Genomic DNA, 25128 nt, shown 5'->3' with positions numbered 1-25128 from the left:
TCCAATTTCCGGTACGATTGGAATAAATATAACGCTCCGCACCGGCCGTGTGCAATAGCTTTGTGAACCCCTGATGACAGCAGCGATCCACTCCATCTGGCTGATGCCCTGCTCCGCCGACGGCGCGATTCTTTCCGACATCGCAGCGGGGTTGTCGCACCGCTTCGGCACGCCGCTCTTCACGCCGCATCTGACGATGAAGGGCGACAGCGACCTGCCCCTGCCGACGCTCGAAGCCGAGATCGCGCAGGCAGCCGCGGAGACCGCGGGCTTTTCGGAGGCTGTTGCGGAAATCGAGACCGGCGAGGCCTATTTCCGTTCATTCTATGCGCGCTTCGCCGTCACCCCGGCTTTGGCAAAGCTCAAGCAGCAGCTCGACGGGCAGGCGACAGACGTCTTCCTGCCGCATGTCTCGCTGCTCTACGGGCCCGTCGCTGCCGAGCAGAAGGCTGAAGCGGCCAAGGAGACGGCGAGGGCACTGGTCGGCCGGACCATCCGCTTCGACCGGCTTTGCGTCGTCACCTCCGGCCAGGACATTCCGATCACCCAGTGGCGAAGCGTCGCGGCGGCAAGGCTCGGTTGATGCACCCACTCGAAGGGCCCAACAGCCGACCCCCGTTGGCAGAATCGTAAGAATGCCGTGCTCTCAATCTGCCGGTGAAACTGATCCTGCCAATCGCCATCGCAAGCCCCGCCGCGCTGCGCGAGCAGTCGCGGCTTGACGCTCTCGCCTCGTACGACGTGCTGGACACTCCGCCGGAGGAGACGTTCGACAGGCTGACGCGCCTGGCCAAGCTTGTCTTCAACGTACCGATGTCGACCGTGACCTTCATCGACGGCCACCGGCAATGGTTCAAGTCGCAACAGGGCATGGCAACCTGCGAGACCGATCGTGCGCCGGCCTTCTGCAATGTCGCGATCCAGTTGCCGGATGCGCTCATCGTACCAGACGCGACGGCTGACCCGCGTTTCGCCGACAATCCTTTCGTGCGAGGCGAGCCGAACATCCGCTTCTATGCCGGGATGCAGCTCCGCTCGTCCGACGGCCATGCGATCGGCACGATTTGCACGATTGACACCCGCCCGCGCAGCTTCAGCAAGCAGGACAAGGCGATCCTGACGGATCTGGCCGGCATCGCCACCGACCTGCTCGAATCGCGACGGCAAGCCGCCATGGCGACGCCGGGCAGCCGGTCTGAAGGCGCTCACCGGGTCATGAAGGCCGGGCATCTGGTGTTCAACAGCGGCAAAACGACACTCAGATGCACCGTTCGGTCGCTGTCGCCCAAGGGCGCGGCGGTGGATGTGATATCGACGGTGGGGATCCCGGATCGGGTCGCGCTCCTGATCGATTCCGACGCCACTTCAAGGCTGTGCGATATCGCCTCGAAAGCGGATCGGCATCTTGAACTGGCGTTCGAGAGCTGATCGCCCGTTCGGGCCGGGAACAGATCAGAACGAGAGGCAACGGCACTGTGAGACCGTTACCTGCCGTCCATTTTGAAAAAGAGATGGTGGAGCCAGGCGGAATCGAACCGCCGACCTCTTGAATGCCATTCAAGCGCTCTCCCAACTGAGCTATGGCCCCACTAGCCGGCTGATTTGGGGGTCAGACGGTATCTTGTATCGAGAGCCGGGCGGCGCCGCATCGCTGCGGCAGGTCGGTCTCTCTGGTCGCCACGAGCGCGACGCAGCGCTCTATAGGCGGGGTTGCCCGAAGACTCAAGCGCCTAATGTCGCGCAATCGTCATTCGCCAGGATGCGTCTGCGACCGGAACCGGCGGGCACGGCAGCGACGGGGATCAGACGTCCTCGTCGCCCTCGATGTCGCCGTCGATCAGATCGGCGACGTCGTCGTCGCCTTCCTCGTCCTCTTCCAGGAAGGTGTCGTCATCGGGCGCGACGTCGTCTTCGACCTCGATGTCGTCCTCGCTGGTGACGACGGCTTCCTTCTCCGTCGCCTCGGCATCGGCCTCGTCGAGCGAGACGAGTTCGACTGCGCCGTCGGCAACCTCCGCCTCTTCCTCGTCATCGGCCGGCTTGGCTGCGGCGACAGCGGCCGCAGCCTTCGCCTGCGGCTCGAAGATCGAGCGCGGGAAGGATTGTCCCGTATAGGGCGAGACGATCGGGTCTTTGTTCAGGTCGTAGAATTTGCGGCCCGTGGTCGGACAGACACGCTTCGTTCCAAGTTCCGGTTTCGCCACTGCGTCGGACCTTCAATCATTCATGTTCTGAAAAGCAGGCGCGTCCGTTAGTCGGGGCAGCGGCCCCTGTCAAATGCTGATTTCGTCCCGACCATGCGTGACGCCGGGCGCAGGCTCATGCTAGGCCCCTGCCTTCCGATCGACATGCCCTCGAAGGCGAGACGTGGCCCACGCGCAGCACCCCATTCCCGTCACCGCCCGCAGGACCGGGCTGCTCCGCGGCCATGTCCGCGTGCCCGGCGACAAGTCCGTGTCGCATCGCGCCATGATCTTCGGCCTGCTGGCGATCGGCGAGACGACGATCAGCGGCCTGCTCGAGGGCGAGGACGTGATGCGCACGGCCGATGCGGCGCGCGCACTCGGCGCCATCATCCATCATGACGGGCCCGGCGCCTGGCGTGTCCGCGGCGTCGGCGTGGGGGGCTTGCGCGAGCCGAAGGGAACGCTCGATTTCGGCAATGCCGGCACCGGCTCGCGCCTGATGATGGGGGTCTGCGGCGCCCATCCGATCACCACGATTTTCGATGGCGACGCCTCTTTGCGCAAGCGGCCGATGCGCCGCATCCTCGATCCGCTCGAGCTGATGGGCACGACCATCGTCTCCCAGGGCGAGGGCGGGCGCGTGCCGTTGACCTTGCGTGGGCCGAGGGAGGCGGTGCCGATCGTCTACCGCACGCCGGTCGCCTCGGCGCAGATCAAGTCGGCGGTGCTGCTGGCAGGGCTGGCTGCGCCGGGCGAAACCACCGTGATCGAGACAGAGGCGACGCGCGACCACACTGAGACGATGCTGCGGCATTTCGGAGCGCAGCTCGTCTCGACGCCGGAGGGTGCCCATGGCCGCAGGATCGTGCTGACAGGCCAGCCCGAACTCCAGGCCGCGCCGATCGTCGTGCCGGCAGACCCGTCCTCGGCAGCGTTCCCGCTGGTCGCGGGCCTGATCGTGCCCGGCTCGGACATCGTGCTCGAAAGCGTAATGACCAACCCGCTGCGCAGCGGCCTCTTGACCACCCTGCGCGAGATGGGCGCCGACATCACGGTCGAGAGCGAGGCGAATGAAGGCGGCGAGGCGGTCGCGACGTTGCGGGTGCGCGCGAGCAGCCTGCGCGGCGTCGAGGTGCCGCCCGAGCGGGCACCTTCGATGATCGACGAGTATCCGGTGCTGGCGGTCGCGGCCTCCTTCGCCACCGGCACGACGCGGATGCGCGGCCTGCAGGAACTGCGCGTCAAGGAGTCCGACCGGCTCGCCGCCGTCGAGGCAGGCCTTCGGGCGGCCGGCGTGACCTGCGCGATCGAGGGCGACGATCTCGTCGTCGAGGGTTCCGGCGGTACGGTCGCCGGCGGCGGCACGGTCGCGACCCATCTCGACCACCGCATCGCCATGAGCTTCCTGGTGATGGGGCTGGCGACGCAGGCCCCGATGCAGGTCGATGACGGCGCCATGATTGCCACCAGCTTCCCCAGCTTCATCGCGCTGATGAACGGGCTGGGCGCCGACATCGGATGAGCGCCGGCGGCGACAGCGAACGGCTGGTCATCGCGGTCGACGGCCCGGCCGCCTCGGGCAAGGGCACGCTGGCGCGCCGGCTCGCGGCCCATTACGGGCTGCCGGCGCTCGATACCGGACTGCTCTACCGCATGGTGGCTCGCGCCCTGCTCGATGCCAGCCAGCCGATCGATGATCCCGTGGCGGCGGCTGCTATGGCCTCCCGGTTCGACGAGGCCGGTTTCGGCGAAGACGTCCTGCGCGGCCGCGAGATCGGCGAGGCGGCGTCCGTGGTCGCGGCTTTCCCCGGCGTGCGCAGCGCGCTGATCGAGCGCCAGCGCCGTTTCGCCGCCCAAGAGGGCGGTGCCGTGCTGGACGGGCGCGATATCGGCACTGTGATCTGCCCAGACGCGCCGGTGAAACTTTTCGTCACAGCCACACCCGAGGTGCGCGCTGCGCGTCGCCATCGGGAACTGGCCGGGCGCGGCGAAGTTGCCACTTTCGCAGGCATCCTGGCCGATATCCGCCGTCGCGACGCGCGCGATTCGGGCCGAAGCGATGCTCCGCTCAAGGCTGCTGCCGACGCGGTCATCCTCGATACATCCGCCCTGACAGTGGAGGAGGCCGTCGCCGCCGCGATCGACATCGTCGACAGACGGCGCCGGGTCTGACGTCGCACCCGACATTTGACGGTGCGACGAAACAAAAGGCTGGGCCTGCCCAGCTTTCGTCCTTGGCGATAATCGAAAGCCGGCGCACACTCGCCATTATAGTCGCCTGACGCGCTGCCTTGGATATGGGCGCCTTGCCCTTCCCGGCCTTCCGCTTCGGCGAAGCGATGATGGAGGTGGCGATGCGGCGTTGGCTGTTCGGTCTCTTGAGTCTCACGGCGGCCGGTCTGTGGACCGTCGCGGCACCCAATGCGCAGCAGCCGGCCACGCCCGGCGAGGAGGTCGATGTCGCGCTGGTGCTCGCGGTCGATGTCTCCTATTCGATGGATCTCGACGAACTGGCCTTGCAGCGCAACGGCTATATCGAGGCCTTCCGTTCGAAGCAGCTGCACGACGCCATCGCCAAGGGCGCGGTCGGCAAGATCGCCGTGACCTATTTCGAGTGGGCCGGCGGCAATTTCCAGCACATCGTCAAGCCCTGGACGATCATCGACACGCCACAATCGGCGATCGCCTTCGCCGAGGAACTGGGCGAGGCGCAGACGCGTCGCGGCCGGCGGACCTCGATCTCGGGCGCGATCGACCTGAGCGTCGAGCTGCTCGAGAAATCCAATGTCGCGGCCTTGCGCAAGGTGATCGACATCTCCGGCGACGGCGCCAACAATGACGGCCGCCCGGTCACGGTCGCCCGCGACGAGGCCCGCGACAAGGGCATCAGCATCAACGGGCTGCCGGTGATGCTGAAGCAGGCGAGCTATTTCGACATCGACAATCTCGACGTCTACTACTCCGAATGCGTCATCACCGGCGTCGGAGCCTTCGTCATCCCAATCCGCGAGCGGCACCAGTTCGTCGACGCCACCCGCACCAAGCTGGTGCGCGAGATCGCCGAACTGCCGGCCTCATCGGAGGCGACCATCCAGAAGGCCCAGTCGACCAGCCAGCAGAACGCATCCTGCATGGCCGGCGAGCGGCAATGGCGGGATCGGATGGGGAATTGAAGAAGCGTCACGTCCCGCGCGGCTTGGCTCGCGTCGTCGGCGGCGCCGCGGAGGGGTCGTCCGGCCAGGGATGGCGGGGATAACGCCCCTTCATCTCGGATTTCACCGCGGCCCATGAACCGCGCCAGAAGCCCGGCAGGTCGCGGGTGATCTGGATCGGCTTGTGGCCGGGCGAGAGCAGCTCCAGCACCAGCGGCACGCGCCCTCCGGCGAGCGCGGGATGGCTGGCGAGGCCGAAGAGCTCCTGTACGCGCACGGAGATGGTGGGGCCGGCCTCGGCGGCGTAGTCCACTGCGAGGTTCGAGCCGGTCGGTGCGGCGAAATGCGTCGGCGCCTCGCTGTCGAGCCGGCGCTTCAGATCCCAAGGCAGAAGGTCGGCCAGCGCTGCGTCGAGGTCGCTGTTCTGGATCGCGCCGAGCGAGGTCCGGCCAAGAAGGTGCGGGGCAAGCCATCGCGCCGCATCTGCGGCGAGGCCCACATCGCTCAGGTCGGGCCATGGGTTTTCGCTGCCGGCAGCCTGACGCAGGAAGGCGACGCGTTCGCGCAATTGCAACTGGCCCTTGCTCCAGGGCAGCAGGCCGATGCCGAGCGCAGCGATGCCCTCCGCCAAAGCCAGGGCGTTGTCGGGCGAGGCCTGGACCGGCATCGGCCGCTCGCCGAGAATCAGGGCGCCATAGCGACGCACAGCCCGCACGCGCAGCGCACGCGACGCCCGGTCGAAGCTCGCCTCCATGCGTTCCTCCACGGAAAACGAGGCCAGTCCCTCGTCCACCAGAGCGACAATCTCCTCTTCCGTGATCGCCGTCGCCGCCATGATCCGGGCCTGCTGGGCCGAGCCCGTCATTTCCGCGACGACGAGCCAGGCTTCGCGCGCCAGCCGCTGCGACGGCTCCAGCGCCGCACCCCGGCCATTGGCGAGGAGATACTGGCCCGATCCTGGGCTGCGCGCCTTGGCGATGCGCTCAGGATAGGCCAGCGCCAGCAGGAAACCGGGCGACAGGGCCCGCTGCTCTGCGCGCGGGCCGGCTTTCTCGGCCGTGCGGGCCCAGCCCTCGGCAAGCCGGCGCATGTCGGCGGCGCGGCCGCCGCGCTCGCGGCCAAACCGGTCGAGACGCTCGGCGAGATCGAGTGCGTCGCCGCCGAGCCCGCGCTCGACCAGCAGGGCGGCGAGATCGGCCGCCGTTCCCGCCTGCCCGAAACTGGCCGCGGTCACGACCATGCGCGCCATGCGCGGCGGCAGTGGCAGGGCCTGCAGGGCGCGGCCATCACGCGTGATCCGGCCGTCGGCGTCGAGCGCGTGCAGGCTCGCCAGCAGGGCTCGCGCCTCCTTCAGGGCGGGCGCCGGCGGCGGATCGAGAAAGGCGAGGCTCGCGGGCTCGCTGACGCCCCAGGCGGCGCAATCGAGCAGCAGGGGGGCGAGATCGGCCGAGAGTATCTCGGGCCGGGCGAAGGCTTCCAGCGCGCCGGTGCCGGCTTCCTCCCAGAGCCTGTAGCAGATGCCGGGTTCGGTGCGGCCGGCGCGGCCCCGGCGCTGGTCGGCGGCGGCGCGGCTGACGCGGCGGGTCTCCAGCCGGGTCACGCCGATATCGGGCTCATAGACCGGCACGCGGGCGAGGCCTGAATCGATCACCACGCGCACGCCCTCGATCGTCAGCGAGGTCTCGGCAATGGCTGTCGCCAGCACAACCTTGCGGCGGCCCGCTGGCGCCGGCAGCACGGCGCGGTCCTGCTCGCCCTGGTCGAGCGCGCCATAGAGCGGGGCGATCTCGATCGAGGAATCGCGGATGCGCTCGCGCAGCCGTTCCTCGACGCGCCTGATCTCGCCCTGCCCCGGCAGGAAGACCAGAGCTGAGCCGCTTTGCTCGTTCAGCGCCTGCAGCACGGCGCTCGTGACCTGATCCTCGATCCGCTTCAGCGGGTCGCGGCCGAGATAGCGTGTCTCGACGGGAAAGGCCCGGCCCTGGCTCTCGATGACCGCAGCCTTGCCGAGCAGCTTTGCCACGCGCGCCCCGTCGAGCGTCGCCGACATCACGAGGATGCGCAGATCCTCGCGCAGGCCCGATTGCGCGTCGAGCGCCAGCGCCAGCCCGAAATCGGCATCGAGCGAGCGCTCATGGAACTCGTCGAACAGAACGGCCGCTATGCCGTCGAGCGTCGGGTCGTCGAGGATCATCCGGGCGAAGACGCCTTCGGTAACGACCTCGATACGGGTCTTCGGGCCGATCTTCGAGCCCAGCCTGACGCGCAGGCCGACGGTCTCGCCGACCCGTTCGCCCAGCGTCTGCGCCATGCGGTTGGCCGCGCCGCGGGCCGCAAGCCGGCGCGGCTCGAGCACGATCAGCTTGCGGCCCTTGGTCCAGGGCTCGTCGAGCAAGGCGAGCGGCACGCGCGTCGTCTTGCCGGCGCCCGGCGGCGCGACCAGCACGGCATTGGGCGCCGCGCGCAGGGCTGCGGCCAGTTCGCCGAGTACCGCGTCGATCGGGAGTGTCGTGTCGAAGGCGCGCATGGGTTGGCGATGTGGGGCAAGGCGCGGTTGCGCGCAAGCGCCGCTAAGCCGCCTTCTGCAACCCCGCCTCAAAAGGCGACGCCTCGACCGTGCCCGCCCTCACCGTCACCAGCGTGTTGCAGGGCAGCGCCTGCCAGCAATCGCGCGCGGCATCGACCGGCTCGGAGGCGACGACGACGCTGTCGCCGCGGTTGCAGAGATAGAGCGTCGGCGGCCGCGCATCCGACGACCAGCGCACGGCATGGATCGCTTCACCATCGGCGAGCGCGGCGGCGCAGCGCAGCGGCTCAGTGACGCCCGCCGCCCGCATGAGAGCCAGCGCATCCCCAAGTGCCCCGGCCAACGCCTGGCCGGGCTCGGCGCCTTCGGAAAGCCGGGCGAGCGCGAGCAGGAACAGCACCTCGGAATCGGTCGTGCCGACGCGGGCGCCGTAGAGCGCGTCAGGAATCAGGCTCTCCAGCCTGCGCCTGATCAGCCCGTAGCCGCCGATCTGGCCGTTATGCATGAACAGATAGCGGTCATGGGCGAAGGGGTGACAGTTGGCTCGCGTCGTCGCGGTGCCGGTCGCGGCGCGCACATGGGCGAAGAACAGATGCGAGCGGACCTGCCTTGCGATCGAGAGCAGGTTCTCGTCCGACCAGGCCGGGCGCACCTCGCGATACTGGCCGGGCTCGGGCCGGTCGCCATACCAGCCGACGCCGAACCCGTCGCCATTGGTGCCTGTCTTGCTCTCCTCGGCATGGAGCGACTGGTGGATCAGCGAGTGGCACGGTGCCGCGACGAGATCCTCCAGGAACACCGGTACGCCAGAATAGGCGAGGAAACGGCACATGCTCGGCCTCGAATCAGGTGGTCGTGACCGACCGGACCGGAGAACGATATTCTACGGAGGTGAATGGTGCCATAACGCAGCCAGTGCGGCCGCGCGATTGCGAGTCCCCCACCCATCCGCTAACCAACTACAGGATAACAGACGACTGCGCATGAGCGGCGGGGGAATGGCCTTGACGACAGTCCTGACGCGTATCAGCGCGGCGCTCGCGCTGTGCCTCATCTCAGGCGCGGCCCATGCCGCCGGCGATATCGGCGGTGCCACGATGGGCGTGGCCTGGGCCCTGCCCTTCGCCGGAATGCTGCTCTCGATCGCGCTCGGGCCGATCCTGTTCCCGCATTTCTGGGAGCTGAACTACGGGAAATTCGCGGCTTTCTGGGCGGCCCTCGTGCTGGTGCCGCTGGTCCTGCTGCGCGGCTTCGAGCCGGCGCTGGGCGCGCTCGCGCACACGGCGCTGCTCGAATACATCCCCTTCATCATCCTGCTGTTTGCGCTGTTCACCATCGCCGGCGGCATCCTGATCATGGGCAATCTGCACGGCACGCCCGCAACCAACACCGCCCTGCTGGCGATCGGCACGCTGATGGCGAGCTTCGTCGGCACGACGGGCGCCTCGATCATCATGATCCGCCCGGTCCTCCGTGCAAACGACAGCCGGCGCCACAACGTCCATGTCGTGGTGTTCTTCATCTTCCTGGTCTCGAACATCGGCGGCTCGCTGACGCCGCTCGGCGATCCGCCGCTGTTCCTCGGCTTCCTGCGCGGGGTCAACTTCTTCTGGACGACGACGCATCTGCTGCCCGAGACCGGGCTTGCGGTCGCGATCCTGCTGGCGCTGTTCTTTGTCCTCGACAACTGGTTCTACAAAAAAGAGCAGGGCATGCCCTCGCTGAAGGACCCGACGCCCGACCGCGACATCAAGCTCTACGGCAGGGTCAATTTCATCCTGCTCGGCGGCGTCATCGCCGCGATCCTGATGTCGGCGAGTTGGAAGCCCGGCATCGTCTTCGATATCGCCGGCTCGAAGGTCGAGCTGCAGAACATCACCCGTGATCTGATCTTGCTCGCGCTGGCAGGGGCGTCGCTCACGCTGACTCCCAAGCCCGTCCGGGCCGGCAACGAATTCACCTGGGGACCGATCCTCGAAGTCGCCAAGCTTTTCGCGGGCATCTTCGTCTGCATCATTCCGGTGCTGGCGATGCTTCAGGCCGGCCGGAACGGCGCCTTCTCCGGCCTCGTCGCGCTGGTGAGCAATCCCGACGGCAGCCACAACACGGTCGCCTATTTCTGGCTGACAGGCATCCTGTCGTCCTTCCTCGACAACGCGCCGACCTATCTCGTCTTCTTCGAGCTGGCAGGCGGCAACCCGCAGGCGCTGATGACGACGGGCGCGCTGACGCTGGCCGCGATCTCGGCTGGCGCCGTCTTCATGGGCGCCAACACCTATATCGGCAACGCGCCGAACTTCATGGTCTACGCCATCGCCAAGGACCGGAAGGTCGCGATGCCGAGCTTCTTCGGCTACCTGCTGTGGTCGGGCGCGATCCTGATCCCGCTGTTCATGGTGCAGACGCTGATCTTCTTCAGGTAGGATCAAACACTGCCGTCCTGCTCGGGCTTGTCTCGCACCCAGCCCTTACTACGTCGAGATTGGCATAACCGAAGACGTCAATGGTCGGGACAAGCCGACCATCAAGGGAGTCAGCACTCATGATCAATGTGCTGGAATTCATCCTTGTCATCGTAATCAGCGTCGCGATGCTGTTCTTCGTCGTCGCACAATCCTTTATTGACGTCTCGAAAGGCCCGCCATTTGGTGTGCCAGTTTACGTTTACGCTTTGCTGCCGATCATCTATCTGATCATTCGGCTGTTAATCTGGTTTCTGATGCGAAGACGTTCGCTTAGAAGCGGCAAGCACTCCTGATCCGCTACCGCCCCGGCGGCACGCCTTCGCGAATCTTCGCGGAGAAATTCGGATCGTCGAGCGCCACCGTCCGCGCCCTCTCGCCGATCCGAGCCTGCCGAACGAGCTCTTCGAGCGGGATGTCGGTGCGCACCGCCCCGATGCGATGCAGATAGCCCGGCAGGTAGCCCGAGAGCAGCACGCGCGGATCGAGCGGCAGCGAGAATTTCCAGGCGGGCGCGACCGAGCCGACCAGCGTGTAGACCACCGTCGTGCAGTTGGTCGTCAGCGTGTTATACCAGCGCGGCTCCGCCGCCAGCCGGTTGACGTCGGCGACATAGGCCAGCAGCACGTCGCGCGCCTGCTGCGGCGTCGCGGCGATCCGGAACAGCCGGACATCCTCCTTGCGGGCATGGCTGCGCAGCCCCACGACATCGCGCTCGCTGGCTGCGACATAGGCCATCTCATAGGTTCGGAAGAAACCCGCCAGCGCCGACCATTCTTCGGTCGTCTCGCGCCTGACCTCGATCGAGAAGGTCAGCGGATCGGCGTCCCGGAAGGTGAAGCTGACGAGAAGATGCGCGATAGCCTCGCCCGACCAGTAGGACAGGAACAGGTCGATGCCTTCGACCTTGCTCAGATCGTAGCGCCGGGTTTCCCAATTCTGGTCGTAGTCGGTTTCCGTACGCCAGCGGAAGTTGCGCAGGTTCGACACGGTCAGCACATCGCCCTCGCGCACGATCTGCGGCAGCCGGGCAAGCTCGGGAATCCAGTTGCGCTGATGCGAGGGCGCCAGCCCGCTCCACCAGCCGAGAAGGCTGACGAAAAGGACGGCAAAGGAGAGCGGCAGCCGCGCCGCGCCGGTCCAGAGGCCCGTTGCGCCGGCCAATCCCGCCAGTCCGAAGCCGACCGCGGCGATCGTCGCCATGCTGCCGGCCAGCCGGAAGAACAGCAGGCCGGAAGCCCACGCCGTCGCGCCGAGGATGACGAGCGTGGCGAGGAGGCGGAAGGCGAGGATCATGGCGCGGGTTGCTCCGTCATTCCGGACAAGCGGCGAAGCAGCGCCGATCCGGAATCCATCATAGAGCACCGCAGCACTTTACGATGGATCCCGGATCTCCGCTTCGCTGCGTCCGGGATGACGGCGAGTGCTACGCCGAACCTCGATGCCCGCTTCACGCCGCCAGCGAGTTCGCCGGCGCGGCGGCTTTCACCGCATCGTCGACATGGCCCTCGAAGCGCTTGAAATTCTCGGCGAACATGGCGACGAGGTTCTTGGCCGTCTCGGAGAAGGCCGCCTTGTCCTGCCAGGTCTTGACCGGATACAGGATGTGCGGCTCGACGCCGGGCACCGAGGTCGGCACCGCGAAGCCGAAATAGGGGTCGCGGCGGAAATCGGCGCGGTTGAGCGAGCCGTCGAGCGCCGCCGTCAGCAGCCGGCGCGTCACCCGGATCGGCATCCGCCGGCCGACGCCGTATTTGCCGCCGGTCCAGCCGGTGTTCACCAGCCAGCAATCGACATGGTGCTTGGCGATGAAGTCACGCAGCAGGTTGGCGTATTCTGACGGGTGGCGTGGCAGGAAGGGCGAGCCGAAGCAGGTCGAGAATTCCGGCTCGACGCCGACGAGCCCACGCTCGGTGCCGGCGACCTTGGCGGTGTAGCCGGAGAGGAAGTGGTACATCGCCTCGGCCGGGGTCAGCTTGGCGATCGGCGGCATCACGCCGAAGGCATCCGCCGTCAGCATCACGATGTTCTTAGGGACTCCGGCCCGGCCGGTGCGCGAGGCGTTGGGGATGAAGTCGAGCGGATAGGCCGAGCGGGTGTTCTCGGTCTTGCTGCCGTCGTCGAAATCGACCTCGCGGGTCAGCGGGTCCATCACGATGTTTTCCAGCACCGTGCCAAAGCGCTGCGAGGCGGCATAGATCTGCGGCTCGGCCTCGGCCGAGAGCTTGATCGTCTTGGCGTAGCAGCCGCCCTCGAAATTGAAGATGCCGTTCTTCGACCAGCCATGCTCGTCGTCGCCGATCAGCGTGCGGTCGGGATCGGCCGAGAGCGTGGTCTTGCCGGTTCCCGAGAGGCCGAAGAAGATCGCGGAATCGTCCTTGGAGCCGACATTGGCGGAGCAGTGCATCGGCACCACGCCCTTGGCCGGCAGCGTGTAGTTCAGATAGGTGAAGACCGACTTCTTCATCTCGCCGGCATAGGCCGAGCCGCCGATCAGGACGATCTTGCGGGTGAAGTCGATCGCGATCACGGTCTCGCTGCGGCAGCCATGGCGCGCAGGGTCGGCCTTGAAGCTCGGCAGGTCGACGATGGTCAGTTCCGGGACGTAGCCGGCGATGTCCTCCGCCTCGGGGCGGATCAGCAGGTTGCGAATGAACAGCGAGTGCCAGGCGAATTCAGTGAAGACGCGCGCCTTGACGCGATGGGCCGGATCGGCCCCGCCATAGAGATCTTGCGCGAACAGGCCCTTGCCCTCGGCATGAGCGATGAAATCGGCGAGCAGCGTCTCGAAATGCTCCGGCGACATCGCATTGTTGTTGTCCCACCAGATCGTGGATTCGGTCTGCGCGTCGCGCACCGTGAACTTGTCCTTGGGGGAGCGGCCGGTGTGTGTTCCGGTATCGGCGCAAAGCGCGCCGCCGCTGGCGAGTTCGCCTTCGCCTCGCTTCAGCGCGACCTCATAGAGCTGCGGCGCGTGCAGGTTCCAGGAGACGGATTTCAGGTTGCGGAAGCCGAACGTCTCGGCGCCGTGGGCGGCGTTGAACTGACCGATGGTCTCCACTTTAGTCCTCCCGACGCGCGACCGATCGGGTCGCGGGCGTTATAGTCAAAGATGCACCGTCAAAAGGTGGCTGCACAGACGATGGGTTCGAAATTCGGTGGCAGCGTCATTAGGCTCATGATGACGGCGGCTCAAGCCGGCGGAAAGTCCTGAAGCGGGAAAATCCGATTTAAATCCATTGAATTAAGCGGGCTTGGTGAATCAGCGCTCAGCCGGCGGCACGCGCTTTGGCGGCAAGCTGCGCCAGGACGCGGCGCAGATCGGCAGGCTCCGCGACCAGCTCGGGAAAGGGCAGGCGCAACACCGAGTCGCCAAGCGCGAGGTCAGCCCCGTCGGGATCGAGGCCTGTGACGCGCCAGGCTCCGGCGCGCCCGCGCAGCAGCGCCGTAGCGCAGAGCCGGACCGCATCGGCGTGGTCCGCGTTCATATGGGCGACGGCGCTCTCCTCGATCGGCGAGATTGCCTCGACCTTCGTCGCCTCACTGAGGATATCGCCGGGCGTCAGCGCATAGGCCCGGGCGAAGCCGCCATTCAGGCTCGCAGCCTCGATCGCCAGTGAAAAGAACGAGAAATCGCCGAAATCGACGTAGAGCGCGGCCTTAGGCTGGCGCGCCAGGAAGCGCCTTCGAATGCGTTGGCCCTCGGGCGTCGCGCGCTCGATCCGCCTGGCCCGCACCTTCAGGGTGATGCGGGCATGGGCGAGCGGGTCGCCCTTGCCGCCCGGCGCGATCAGGAGCGAGGCGCGCGGATCTGCGATGAGATGGCCGGTATGGGCTGAAAGCGCCGAGACCAGGATCAGCGGCGTGCCGTCGCTATCGGTCGCCACAGTGGTCAGGCTGGCGGCGGGGTGACCGTCGCCGCCGAGCGTTGCCAACATGCCGAAACGTGCGCTCCTGACGAGGCTGCGGGCCAGAGTCCGCGCCGTGTCGTCGGTCGGTCGGATCGGGTCGCGCGGCTGCTCCGGAGCGTCCGGCTCGGAGCTTGCTGGGGCTTGCGCCATGGAACCTCTGCCCCTGCGAGCTCTTCTTCAGGGCAAGACATAGGCAAACCGCCTTGCCGTTGCTAGATTGCAGCCACGGTTTGGCCGCTCTCTCACGGGAGTGGACCTGTTTATTGCAACGCGGCCAAGAGACAAAGAGCTTATGCCAACCATTGCGCTGGTCGATGACGACCGTAACATCCTGACCTCGGTTTCCATTGCGCTCGAGGCCGAGGGCTACCGCATCATGACCTATACGGACGGTGCGACAGCACTCGACGGGCTGAAGCAGAACCCACCGGATCTGGCGATCTTCGACATCAAGATGCCGCGGATGGACGGAATGGAGCTGCTGCGCCGCCTGCGCCAGAAATCCGACCTGCCGGTGATCTTCCTGACTTCGAAGGACGAGGAGATCGACGAGCTCTTCGGGCTGAAGATGGGCGCCGACGACTTCATCCGGAAGCCGTTCTCGCAGCGCCTGCTGGTCGAGCGCGTCAAGGCGATCCTGCGCCGCTCCGGCGCCAAGGACACCAGCACGCCTGCCCGTCCCGAGGACGCCAAGGCGCTGGAGCGCGGCCTGCTGCGCATGGACCCCGAGCGCCACACCTGCACCTGGAAGGGCGAGCCGGTCACGCTGACCGTCACGGAATTCCTGATCCTGCAGTCGCTGGCGCAACGCCCCGGCGTGGTGAAGAGCCGCAACGCGCTGATGGACGCCGCCTATGACGACGAGGTCTATGTCGACGACCGCACCATCGACAGCCACATCAAGCGCCTGCGCAAGAAGTTCAATCAGGTCGATATCGACTTCGATATGATCGAGACCTTGTACGGCGTCGGCTATCGCTTCAAGGAAGGCTGAGCGCGGCCTCGATACGGAAGGCAGGCACTTCGCAGCGATGGCGACGATCGAGGACCAGCGTCCAACGACCCAACGCAAGCCGCGCGCGACCTCGGCCCTGCGCAAGCGCGTGCTCGTTTTCGGCCGCCGGACCTGGCGCGCCATCTCGTCGCGTGCGGCTTCCAGCCTGACGCGCCGCATCGTCGTACTCAACCTCGGCGGCCTGGTGGCACTGCTGGTGGGCTTCCTCTACCTCAACCAGTTCCGCGAGGGCCTCATCGAAGCACGGGTCCAGAGCCTGCTCACCCAAGGCGAAATCATCGCCGGCGCGATCTCGGCCTCGGCCACGGTCGAGACCGACACGATCACCATCGATCCCGACAAGCTGCTGCAGCTCCAGGCCGGGGAGAGCGCCGGCATCGCCGAAGACCCTCTCGATTTCTCGATCAATCCCGAAAAGGTCGCGCCGCTGCTGCGCCGGCTGGTGACGCCGACCAAGACGCGTGCCCGCATCTACGACAAGGACGGGCTGCTGACGCTGGATTCACGCAATCTTTATTCGCGCGGCGACGTGCTGCGGCTCGATCTGCCGCGCGTCGGCGAGCGCGACGAGCCGCCTCTGCTGGAGCGCACCTGGAACCTGCTGCGCAACCGTCTCGGCAAGGCCGACGTCCCGACCTATGACGATTTCGAGAACGCCAATGGCCGCGCCTATACGGAGGTGGCGCGAGCGCTGAACGGCACGCCGGCCAGCGTCGTGCGCGTCAATACGCGCGGCCAGACCATCGTCTCCGTTGCCGTGCCGGTCCAGCGCTTCCGGACGGTGAAGGGCGCGCTGCTGCTCTCGACGCAGGGCGGCGACATCGACGCCATCATCGCCTCGGAGCGCTATGCCATCTTCCAGGTTTTCGCCGTCGCGGCGGGCGTGATGATCGTGCTCTCCGTCTTGCTCGCCGGCACCATCGCCGAGCCGATCCGCAAGCTCGCCGACGCGGCCCAGCGCGTTCGCAAGGGCTTGAAATCCCGGGAGCAGATCCCCGATTTCGCCAGCCGCCACGACGAGATCGGCCATCTCTCGGGCTCGCTGCGCGACATGACGAAAGCGCTCTACAGCCGCATCGAGGCGATCGAGAGTTTTGCAGCCGACGTCGCCCATGAATTGAAGAACCCGCTGACCTCGCTGCGCAGCGCGGTGGAAACGCTGCCGCGCGTCAAATCCGAGGAATCCCGGGGGCGCCTGCTTGAGGTGATCCAGCATGATGTCCGCCGGCTAGACCGGCTCATCTCCGACATCTCCGATGCTTCGCGCCTCGATGCGGAGCTGGCGCGCGACGACGCCGCGCCGATCGACCTGGCGCAGATCCTCGAAACCGTGGTTTCGGCGCAGAACGCGACACGGCGCGAAGGGCAGCCCCTGATCGCACTGGAAACCGAGCGCCGCAGCCAGCGTGCCGGGGCACGCGCCGGCTTCCAGGTGCTCGGCCACGATTCCCGGCTGGGGCAGGTCGTGGTCAACCTAATCGACAATGCGCGTTCCTTCTCGCCGGCCGACAGGCCGGTGCGGGTCGTGCTCGCCCGCGTCGGGCCCGACGTCGTGATCACCATCGAGGATGAGGGGCCAGGGATCGAGCCGCACGCGCTGGAGCGCATCTTCGAGCGGTTTTACACCGACCGTCCCAATGAGGGTTTCGGCCAGAATTCGGGCCTGGGCCTGTCGATTTCCCGGCAGATCGTCGAGGCCCATCGCGGCGCGATCCATGCCGAGAACAGGCTCGGCCCGGCCGGGCCGGACGGCGACAAGCCGAGGCTCGGCGCGCGCTTCGTCGTACGCCTGCCGGCCGTGCAACAGGCGGCCTGACCCCATCATGACAGCGCGCGGCGGCGGGCCAGACCGCATCCATGCCTCGACCGTCGCCATCGGCGAGGCTGGCGTGCTGATCCGCGGTGCATCGGGCGCGGGCAAGTCGGTGCTGGCGCTGGGGCTGATCGCAACGGCGCAGCAGGCCGGAGGTTTCGCCCGGCTCGTGGGAGACGACCGCATTAGCCTGGCCGTTTGCGGCGGCCGCCTGCTGGCCCGCCCGGTCTCGCCGCTGGAAGGCCTTATCGAGCGGCGCGGACTCGGCCTGACACCGGAACCATATCTGCCCTCGGTCGTCGTCCGGCTGATCGTCGATATCGCCGGCACAGAGCCTGCCCGTATGCCGGAGCCCGAGGATCTGGTCGAGCGGCTCGCCGGCATCGACCTGCCACGCCTGACGGTGCCTGGCCAGGCAGGCGACGAGAGGCTGGTGCTGGCTGCCTTGCGACTGTTTCTGGACGGCGATTAAGCTCGTATTTTAACAAGTTTCGATCGATCCGCTTGCGCATATCTCGCACCTGCCGCATAAACCGCGACCTTGTCCGGGCGCCTTCAAGCGCTCTCAGGCGCCATAGTGAATGATCGGACTCGTCCTCGTGACGCATGGGCATCTGGCGACGGAATTCCGCGCCGCGCTCGAACATGTCGTCGGCCCCCAGGCCAATCTCGCCACCATCGCCATCGCTCCCGATGACGACATGGAGGGGCGTCGCCGCGACATCATCGCCGCCGTCGAGGCGGTCGAGACCGGCCGGGGCGTGATCGTGCTGACCGACATGTTCGGCGGCACGCCCTCTAACCTCGCGATCTCGGTGATGGAGCCCGGCCGCATCGACGTCGTCGCCGGCGTCAACCTGCCGATGCTGATCAAACTCGCCAGCGTGCGCGAGGAAAAGACCCTCGACGAGGCCGTGACCAGCGCGCAGGATGCGGGCCGCAAATACATCACCGTCGCCAGCCGCGTCCTGGCCGGGAAATGAGGCCGACGCCGATGGGCGCGATGGACGAGACCGACGAGGATTGCAACTGCCCCGACGTCGAGATTCCGGCCGGGGCGATTTACGGCGAGTTCCAGATCGTCAACAAGAAGGGCCTGCACGCCCGCGCCACCGCGAAATTCGTGCAATGCGCCTCGGGCTTCGACGCCGACGTCACCGTGACCCGCTGCGGCGAGACGGTGGGCGCGACCTCTATCATGGGCATCCTGACGCTGGGCGCCGGCATCGGCTCGACGATCACGGTCGTGGCGAAAGGCCGCGAGGCGGAGGCGGCGCTGAAGGCTCTGGAGGCGCTGGTGGTGGATCGGTTCGGCGAGGGGGAGTAGGCGCTGTCACATTTGACCGGGTCGTGGCGGACGCAAACTGGCCGGAATGCCATGTGCGGTGCATATCTCGATCGAGCGTGAACCTTTAGGCAGGCCTCGATCCTGGAACGCTTGCCATGACGTCAATTGCTACTTTCACCTACACCTTCCATGCGGAGGTGATGCTCCAGGAGCGGGAGATCGCGCGTGCTTGGGTAGAGCAAGCGATCTTGCAACCGGACGCAATCGAACAGGACCCCAAGCACGCGGACCGATTGCGAGCCTTTCGCGCTGTTCCCGAACGCGACGGACGCGTGCTGCGTGTGGTATATGTTCGGTCCGATACGGCGTATCGCGTGATCACGCTGTTTCTCGATCGAGGCCGCAGACGATGAAGACGCACTACGATGCTGAAGCTGATGCGCTTTATCTCCGCTTCGCCGAAGCTCCGGTGAGCGAAAGTGAAGAGGTGCGGCCGGGCATTGTCTTCGATTTCGATGCGGAGGGGCGGATCGTCGCTGTCGAGATTCTCGATGCGTCGGAGCATCTGGCGAGCGGCGCGGATTTGCGGACGCTGACGGCGGCCTAATCGGCCTTTTTTCTTCACGGTCGGACAAGCCCGAGTGCCACGGCGCGCGCCGGCCTTACTAGCACACCAACACATAAAGACATCTTTATATCTTTGATTGCGTTCCGCCGCGCACGCTGCTAAGACCCGCCGGTCATTCAAGAACGAGCAGTGGAGCACGCCCCGTGTCGAAGACCGATTACGTCGTCAAGGACATCAGCCTCGCGGAATACGGCCGCAAGGAAATCAACATGGCCCAGGACGAGATGCCGGGCCTGATGGCCATCCGCGAAGAGCACAAGGGCAAGTTCCCGCTCAAGGGCGCGCGCGTCGCCGGCTGCCTGCACATGACCATCCAGACCGCCGTGCTGATCGAGACGCTGACGGAACTCGGCGCCGATGTGCGCTGGTCGTCCTGCAACATCTTCTCGACCCAGGACCATGCCGCCGCCGCGATCGCCGCGACCGGCGTGCCGGTCTTCGCCATCAAAGGCGAGACGCTGGAAGAATACTGGGAATACGTCCTCAAGACCGCGACCTGGGGCGACGGCGGCACGCCCAACATGATCCTCGACGATGGCGGCGATTTGACCATGCTGATCATCCTCGGCGCCGAGGCCGAGGCCGGCAAGGCCGAGTTCCTCGACAAGCCAGGGAATGACGAGGAGACGATCTTCTTCGCGCTGATCAAGCGCGAGCTGAAGGCCAATCCGGGCTGGTTCACCAAGACCCGCGCCGCGATCAAGGGCGTCTCCGAAGAGACCACCACCGGCGTGCACCGCCTCTACGAGCTGGCCAAGGCCGGCCGCATGCCCTTCCCGGCAATCAACGTCAACGACTCGGTCACCAAGTCGAAATTCGACAACCTCTATGGCTGCCGCGAGTCGCTGGTGGACGCCATCCGCCGCGGCACCGACGTCATGATGTCGGGCAAGGTCGCCTGCGTCGCCGGCTATGGCGACGTCGGCAAGGGCTCGGCGGCTTCGCTGCGCCAGGCCGGCTGCCGCGTGCTCGTCACCGAAGTCGACCCGATCTGCGCGCTGCAGGCGGCGATGGAGGGCTACGAGGTCGTCACCATGGAAGACGCCGCCCCGCGCGCCGACATCTTCGTGACCGCCACCGGCAATCTCGACGTGATCACCGTCGACCACATGCGCGCTATGAAGCACCGCGCTATCGTCTGCAATATCGGCCATTTTGATTCGGAGATTCAGGTCGCCGGCCTGAAGAACTTCAAGTGGGACAACGTCAAGCCGCAGGTCGACGAGGTCGAGTTCCCCGACGGCAAGCGCATCATCCTGCTGTCGGAAGGTCGCCTGGTGAACCTCGGCAACGCCACGGGCCACCCGTCCTTCGTGATGTCGTGCTCGTTCTCGAACCAGACTTTGGCCCAGGTCGAACTCTGGAACCACCACGCCAAATACGAGAACAAGGTCTACACCCTGCCCAAGCATCTCGACGAGAAGGTCGCGGCGCTGCATCTGGCCAAGGTCGGCGCCAAGCTGACCGTGCTCAACGACGCGCAGGCAAAGTATCTCGGCCTGGCCCCGACCGGCCCGTTCAAGCCCGAGCTTTATCGCTACTGACGATCGGCTCACGCCCTCAATATGGGAAGGCCCGGCGCTCGTGCCGGGCCTTTTTTGTGACCGACAGCCCGCGCAAAACACCACTAATAGACCCCGAGGGAGGCGTTCCCTCTACTTGTAGATCGTACTGCGTTGCCTGCGACACAGTCCCGAGAATCCTTGGATTCACCGTCCATTAAGCACTTCCTGCCGGACTCTCGCGACGACTACAGTGGCGCTGATTCGGACACGCGGTTTTCAGCGCGCCGGATCGAATGCTCGATAGGGTTGTCGTGTTTGCGTGCGTGCGTCCGGTCCGGATGACGGCGCGCAGCCGCGATTCCGGGTCGTCGTCACGGCAGCCCAGCGATTGAACGACGGAAGCAGGATGACACGCTCGAGGCCAACCAGACGAAGCGGTAGACGATCACACATGCTGCTGGTGGCCCTCGGCGCGGGCGCAACGCCCGCCGATGCTTTCGCGCAGGCTGCGCTGACGCCGTTCCGGCTGGAGCTGCTGAGCACCAGCAGCCTCTCGGTGATCATGGCGGGGCTCATCACTTTCGCCGCAACGACCTCGATTCTCTATGTCCGCGAGCGGTCGCGCTGGCAGCGCCGAGAGGCCGAACTCGCAGGTGAACTCGAAGCGACGCGCGGCCATCAGGATCGTCTTGCGGCGCTCCTGGCTGCCGACCCGCAGGTCGTGGTGAGCTGGAACGGCCGCGATGCGGTGCCGGTCTTCGAGGGCGACAGCGGCTTCCTGGGGGCGCCCGGCGCGACCCTGGCGCTGGCTTATGGCGCCTGGGCGCCACCGGCCGGGGCGAAGAGGCTCGAGCTGGCAACGGATGCGCTGAAGGACCGCGGTGAGGCCTTCGGATTCACCTTGCGCAGCAAGACCGGCCCTTTCATCGATGTCGAAGGCCGTCCGGTCGCCGGCCGTGCCGTGATCCGCTTCCGCGAGGTCACTGGCGAACGCGCCCGGCTGATGGCGCTGCAGACGCAGCTGGAACAGCTCACCGCCGAGCATACGGCGCTGACGACCCTACTCGCGGGCCTGCCCCAGCCGGCCTGGCTGCGCGGTCCCGATGGCCGCATGACCTGGTCGAACGCCGCCTATGCCCGCGCCGTCGAGGCGCCCGACGGGGCGGAGGCCGCGCGAAAGGGACTCGAACTGCTTGATCGCAGCGAGCGCGACGAGGCCGCCAGGGCAAGGCGGGAGGGCCGCATGTTTTCGGCGCGCGCGCCCGTCGTGGTCGCCGGCCAGCGCCGTACGCTCGACATCATCGAGATGCCCACGCCGACCGGCTCCGCCGGCATCGCGACCGATATGAGCGAGTTGGAGGCCGTGCGGGCCGATCTGCAGCGCCAAATGGACGCGCATGTGCGCACGCTCGACCGGCTCAAGACGGCGGTCGCGGTGTTCGATGCCTCGCAGCGTCTGGTCTACGCCAATTCCGGCTACGAGACGCTCTGGTCGCTCGACGCCGCTTTCCTGCAGGGCGGCCCGTCCGACAGCGAGATACTCGACCGGCTGCGGGCCGAGCGCCGCTTGCCCGAACTCGGTGACTATCGCAGCTGGAAGACGGGGGTGCAGGCCGCCTATACCAGCCCGCGCGCCAATGAGGACTGGTGGTATCTGCCCGATGGCCGCACCATCCATGTCGTCGCGAGCCCCAATCCCCAGGGCGGCGTGACCTATCTCTTCGACGACGTGACCGAGCGCTTCACGCTGGAATCGCGTTTCAATTCGCTGTCGCGGACCCAGCGCGAGACGCTTGATTCGCTGCGTGAGGGCGTCGTCGTGTTCGGTTCCGACGGCCGGCTGAAGCTCTCCAACCCGGCCTTTGCCCTTGCCTGGCGGATCCAGGCCGATCTCGCCGCGGCCGCGCCTCATATCGACGAGGTGGTGAAGCTCTGCAAGCCGCTCTACCCGCAGGACGAGGTCTGGAGCGAGCTGCACAGCGTCGTCACCGGCGTGCGCGATGCGCGCGAGGACTATGGCTGCCGGATGGAACGCCGTGACGGCACTGTCCTCGATTGCGCGGCGGCGCCGCTGCCCGATGGCGCCACGCTGATCTCCTTCGCCGACGTCACCGCGTCGGTGAACGTCGAGCGCGCGCTGACAGAGAAGAACGAGGCGCTGGAGACGATCTCGCGGCTGCGCGAGGACTTCGTCCACCACGTCTCCTACGAGCTGCGCTCGCCGCTGACCAACATCATCGGTTTTGCCCAGCTGCTCGGGACCGAGACGATCGGGGCGCTGAACGAGAAGCAGCGCGATTACGCCTCGCATATCGTGCGCTCCTCGGGCGCCCTGCTCGCCATTATCAACGACATCCTCGACCTCGCCACGATCGACAACGGTGCGCTGACGCTCGATCTCGCCGAGGTCGATGTCGCCGAGACGATCGCGCAAGCGGCGGCGGGTCTCCACGATCGCCTGACCGACAGCCGGCTGACGCTGAAGGTCGATATCGCGCCGCAGACCGGTCCGCTGCGCGCCGACGGTAAGCGCCTGCGCCAGGTGCTGTTCAACCTGATCTCGAACGCCATCGGCTTCTCGTCGCCCGGCCAGACGATCACAGTCAGCGCCCATCGCAGCGCAGGCCATGTCCACATCACCGTGGCCGATCAAGGCGTCGGTATCCCAGCCGAAGTCCGGGACAAGGTCTTCGACCGATTCGAGAGCCATTCGCTGGGCTCCAAGCATCGGGGTGTCGGGCTCGGCCTTTCGATCGTGCGTTCGATCGTCGAACTGCATGGCGGCCGCGTCGAGCTCGATTCCGCGCCCGGGCGCGGCACCCGCGTCACGGCGGTGATCCCCTCCGAAGGCCTGACGATGTCGGACGCGGCCGAATGAGCGAAGATGCCGCGAGGGCGGGCTCGCACCGGCTCGTCCTGCAGGACGAGGCCGCAACCGCCACGCTCGCGCGCGATCTCGCGGCGATCCTCAAACCCGGCGATATCGTCGCATTGTCCGGGCATCTGGGGGCGGGCAAATCCGCGCTGGCGCGGGCGATCCTGCGCGAAATGGCCGGCGATCCCGATCTCGAGGCGCCGAGCCCGACCTTCACGCTGGTCCAGAGCTACGACACGCCGCGCGGGGCCGTGCTGCATGCCGATCTCTACCGCGTCCGCTCGGCCGGCGAGCTCGACGATATCGGTCTGATCGAGGAGCTCGACCGCCTGATCACACTGGTCGAATGGCCCGACCGCGCCGGCACGCGCCTGCCGGCGGGCCGGCGCCTCGACATCGTGCTCGACATCGACCCCGACAATCCCGAAACGGGCCGCATCGCCCTGCTCTCGGGCGGCGTGCTCTGGCGCCAGCGCCTCGCCATCGCCGTCGCGACACGCAGGCTGCTCGATAGTGCCGGCTGGGGCGAGGCACAGCGCAATTTCATGCAGGGCGATGCGTCCAGCCGCGCCTATGAACGCGTGACCCGCGAAGATGGTACGATGGCCGTTCTGATGGTCTCGCCGCCGCGGCCCGACGGACCGGCGATCAGGCTTGGGAAGCCCTACAGCGCCATCGCTCATCTTGCCGAGACGGTCGATGCCTTCGTCGCCATGGACAAGGGCCTCGCCTCGCTCGGCTATTCGGTGCCGGCGATCTATGCGCAGGACCTGTCGACCGGGCTGCTTCTGATCGAGGATCTCGGCCATGAGGGCGTGCTCGACGCAGGGGTTCCGATCCCCGAGCGATACGAGGCCGCCGCCCGGCTGCTCGCCGATCTGCACCGTCATACGCTGCCGACGATCCTGCCCGTCGCCGAGGCGCGCGACCATGTCGTGCCCGAATACGACCGTGGTGCGCTCGCGATCGAAACCGAACTGCTGCTGGAATGGTACGCGCCACATGTCGCGGGCGTCACACTACCGGCCGTGACCCAGGCCGAGTTCACCCGGATCTGGTACAAGCTGTTCGACGAGATCCTCGACGGTCCCACGACCTGGACGCTGCGCGATTTTCATTCGCCGAACCTGATCTGGCTGCCTCAGCGCGAGCGTCACGCGAAGGTCGGCCTGATCGATTTCCAGGACGCCGTGCTCGGCCACCCGGCCTATGATCTCGTCTCGCTCGGCCAGGATGCGCGCGTCGATGTGCCCGCCGCACTCGAACTGAGGCTACTCGCCGGCTATGGCGCGGCCAGACGCAATGACGACCCTAGCTTCGACCTGTCGGCTTTCGCCCGCGCCTATGCGATCCTCGGCGCGCAACGTAACACCAAGATCGCCGGTATCTTTGCGCGTCTCGACAAGCGCGACGGCAAGCCGGCCTATCTCGCCCATCTGCCGCGCATCGAAGCCTATCTGCGCCGTAATCTCGGCCATCCGGCACTGGCCGAACTCCGGGGCTGGTACGAGACGCATCTGCCGAAGCTTTTTGCGGGGGAGTGAGGCTTCTCGGCCTGTCATACCCTCCGCGTCATCCCGGACAAGCCGCGTAGCGGCGCCGACCGGGATCCATCATAGGGCACCGTGTCGCCTTACGATGGATCCCGGATCTCCGCTTCGCTACGTCCGGGATGACGGCGCGTTTGGCTCCGAGGGCTTGTATGTCGATGGACCGTGATGCTGATAGCGTAGCGCCCAACGACAGGAGATTCGCGTGACGCCAGC

At 66.7% G+C, this 25128-nt stretch carries 23 protein-coding genes and 1 tRNA gene; 17 read left to right on the top strand and 7 right to left on the bottom strand.

Annotated elements, in window-relative coordinates:
• The first annotated feature begins 73 nt into the window (after positions 1-73).
• Together AXW83_RS20825 and AXW83_RS20820 are read left to right on the top strand one after the other, a co-directional pair.
• Positions 74-583: a 2'-5' RNA ligase family protein gene (locus tag AXW83_RS20825; protein ID WP_066616726.1), complete on the top strand. Its 510-nt coding sequence runs from the start codon at positions 74-76 to the stop codon at positions 581-583.
• Between the two features lie 74 nt (positions 584-657).
• Positions 658-1428: a GAF domain-containing protein gene (locus AXW83_RS20820; protein ID WP_066616724.1), complete on the top strand. Its 771-nt coding sequence runs from the start codon at positions 658-660 to the stop codon at positions 1426-1428.
• Between the two features lie 84 nt (positions 1429-1512).
• On the opposite strand, the gene AXW83_RS20815 is transcribed toward AXW83_RS20820, so the two are convergent.
• Together AXW83_RS20815 and AXW83_RS20810 are read right to left on the bottom strand one after the other, a co-directional pair.
• Positions 1513-1588: transfer RNA gene (locus AXW83_RS20815), tRNA-Ala, on the bottom strand.
• A gap of 214 nt (positions 1589-1802) precedes the next feature.
• Positions 1803-2204 carry a TIGR02300 family protein gene (locus AXW83_RS20810; RefSeq protein WP_066616722.1) on the bottom strand — a complete coding sequence of 134 codons (402 nt, stop codon included), beginning with the start codon at positions 2202-2204 and terminating at the stop codon, positions 1803-1805.
• Between the two features lie 163 nt (positions 2205-2367).
• On the opposite strand from AXW83_RS20810, the gene aroA reads away from it, so the two are divergent.
• The 3 genes from aroA to AXW83_RS20795 all read left to right on the top strand — a co-directional run bounded on the left by aroA (position 2368) and on the right by AXW83_RS20795 (position 5359).
• Entirely contained in the window at positions 2368-3708 is a 1341-nt protein-coding gene (gene aroA, locus AXW83_RS20805; RefSeq protein ID WP_066616718.1) for a 3-phosphoshikimate 1-carboxyvinyltransferase, read from the top strand.
• Between the two features lie 23 nt (positions 3709-3731).
• The gene (cmk, locus tag AXW83_RS20800) at positions 3732-4358 is read left to right on the top strand and encodes a (d)CMP kinase (protein ID WP_066620973.1); all 627 of its coding nucleotides are present in this window, start codon (positions 3732-3734) and stop codon (positions 4356-4358) included.
• Positions 4359-4492: 134 nt separating this feature from the next.
• The gene (locus tag AXW83_RS20795) at positions 4493-5359 is read left to right on the top strand and encodes a DUF1194 domain-containing protein (protein WP_236841730.1); all 867 of its coding nucleotides are present in this window, start codon (positions 4493-4495) and stop codon (positions 5357-5359) included.
• A 7-nt stretch (positions 5360-5366) separates the two neighbouring features.
• On the opposite strand, the gene hrpB is transcribed toward AXW83_RS20795, so the two are convergent.
• Positions 5367-7865: an ATP-dependent helicase HrpB gene (hrpB, locus tag AXW83_RS20790; protein WP_066616715.1), complete on the bottom strand. Its 2499-nt coding sequence runs from the start codon at positions 7863-7865 to the stop codon at positions 5367-5369.
• A 43-nt stretch (positions 7866-7908) separates the two neighbouring features.
• Positions 7909-8697, bottom strand: a complete 789-nt coding sequence (locus AXW83_RS20785; RefSeq protein WP_066616714.1) for a class II glutamine amidotransferase — start codon at positions 8695-8697, stop codon at positions 7909-7911.
• Positions 8698-8863: 166 nt separating this feature from the next.
• Here AXW83_RS20785 and AXW83_RS20780 point away from each other — a divergent pair, with 166 nt between their 5' ends.
• Together AXW83_RS20780 and AXW83_RS20775 are read left to right on the top strand one after the other, a co-directional pair.
• A complete protein-coding gene (locus AXW83_RS20780; protein ID WP_066616712.1) occupies positions 8864-10288 on the top strand; it encodes a sodium:proton antiporter in 1425 nt (474 codons plus the stop codon).
• 119 nt (positions 10289-10407) lie between these two features.
• Positions 10408-10623, top strand: a complete 216-nt coding sequence (locus tag AXW83_RS20775; protein WP_066616709.1) for a hypothetical protein — start codon at positions 10408-10410, stop codon at positions 10621-10623.
• 4 nt (positions 10624-10627) lie between these two features.
• Here AXW83_RS20775 and AXW83_RS20770 read toward each other — a convergent pair whose 3' ends face one another.
• From AXW83_RS20770 to AXW83_RS20760, 3 genes are all read right to left on the bottom strand, one after another.
• Positions 10628-11623, bottom strand: a complete 996-nt coding sequence (locus AXW83_RS20770; protein ID WP_156640245.1) for an Lnb N-terminal periplasmic domain-containing protein — start codon at positions 11621-11623, stop codon at positions 10628-10630.
• A 154-nt stretch (positions 11624-11777) separates the two neighbouring features.
• Positions 11778-13388, bottom strand: a complete 1611-nt coding sequence (locus AXW83_RS20765) for a phosphoenolpyruvate carboxykinase (protein WP_066616705.1) — start codon at positions 13386-13388, stop codon at positions 11778-11780.
• Positions 13389-13596: 208 nt separating this feature from the next.
• The gene (locus AXW83_RS20760; protein ID WP_066616702.1) at positions 13597-14388 is read right to left on the bottom strand and encodes a HugZ family pyridoxamine 5'-phosphate oxidase; all 792 of its coding nucleotides are present in this window, start codon (positions 14386-14388) and stop codon (positions 13597-13599) included.
• A 142-nt stretch (positions 14389-14530) separates the two neighbouring features.
• Between AXW83_RS20760 and AXW83_RS20755 the strand changes: the two genes are divergently transcribed.
• From AXW83_RS20755 to tsaE, 10 genes are all read left to right on the top strand, one after another.
• Positions 14531-15232, top strand: a complete 702-nt coding sequence (locus AXW83_RS20755) for a response regulator transcription factor (protein ID WP_066616699.1) — start codon at positions 14531-14533, stop codon at positions 15230-15232.
• A 37-nt stretch (positions 15233-15269) separates the two neighbouring features.
• A complete protein-coding gene (locus tag AXW83_RS20750; protein WP_066616698.1) occupies positions 15270-17069 on the top strand; it encodes a sensor histidine kinase in 1800 nt (599 codons plus the stop codon).
• 7 nt (positions 17070-17076) lie between these two features.
• Positions 17077-17538, top strand: coding sequence for an HPr kinase/phosphorylase (locus AXW83_RS20745; RefSeq protein WP_066616696.1), 462 nt, complete (start codon positions 17077-17079; stop codon positions 17536-17538).
• A 109-nt stretch (positions 17539-17647) separates the two neighbouring features.
• Complete coding sequence (locus AXW83_RS20740; RefSeq protein ID WP_066616692.1) at positions 17648-18049, top strand: PTS sugar transporter subunit IIA; 402 nt, start codon at positions 17648-17650, stop codon at positions 18047-18049.
• A gap of 11 nt (positions 18050-18060) precedes the next feature.
• The gene (locus tag AXW83_RS20735; protein WP_082767290.1) at positions 18061-18393 is read left to right on the top strand and encodes an HPr family phosphocarrier protein; all 333 of its coding nucleotides are present in this window, start codon (positions 18061-18063) and stop codon (positions 18391-18393) included.
• Positions 18394-18509: 116 nt separating this feature from the next.
• Positions 18510-18767 (top strand): DUF4258 domain-containing protein, encoded by a 258-nt coding sequence (locus AXW83_RS20730; protein ID WP_066616690.1) that lies wholly within the window; start codon positions 18510-18512, stop codon positions 18765-18767.
• Positions 18764-18961 carry a DUF2283 domain-containing protein gene (locus tag AXW83_RS20725; RefSeq protein WP_066616688.1) on the top strand — a complete coding sequence of 66 codons (198 nt, stop codon included), beginning with the start codon at positions 18764-18766 and terminating at the stop codon, positions 18959-18961. Before AXW83_RS20730 ends, AXW83_RS20725 begins: the two co-directional genes overlap by 4 nt.
• A gap of 164 nt (positions 18962-19125) precedes the next feature.
• Positions 19126-20526, top strand: coding sequence for an adenosylhomocysteinase (gene ahcY, locus AXW83_RS20720; RefSeq protein WP_066616687.1), 1401 nt, complete (start codon positions 19126-19128; stop codon positions 20524-20526).
• A 412-nt stretch (positions 20527-20938) separates the two neighbouring features.
• On the top strand, positions 20939-23365 hold the full coding sequence (locus AXW83_RS20715; protein ID WP_066616683.1) for a sensor histidine kinase: 2427 nt from the start codon (positions 20939-20941) through the stop codon (positions 23363-23365).
• Positions 23362-24906 (top strand): tRNA (adenosine(37)-N6)-threonylcarbamoyltransferase complex ATPase subunit type 1 TsaE, encoded by a 1545-nt coding sequence (gene tsaE / locus AXW83_RS20710; RefSeq protein WP_066616680.1) that lies wholly within the window; start codon positions 23362-23364, stop codon positions 24904-24906. The genes AXW83_RS20715 and tsaE overlap by 4 nt, the downstream gene beginning before the upstream one ends.
• The last annotated feature ends 222 nt before the right edge of the window (positions 24907-25128 follow it).

The sequence above is a fragment of the Bosea sp. PAMC 26642 genome, assembly GCF_001562255.1.
Lineage (GTDB): Bacteria > Pseudomonadota > Alphaproteobacteria > Rhizobiales > Beijerinckiaceae > Allobosea.
Note: the sequence above shows the minus strand (reverse complement) of the source record. Positions and strands in the feature narration are given on the sequence as shown.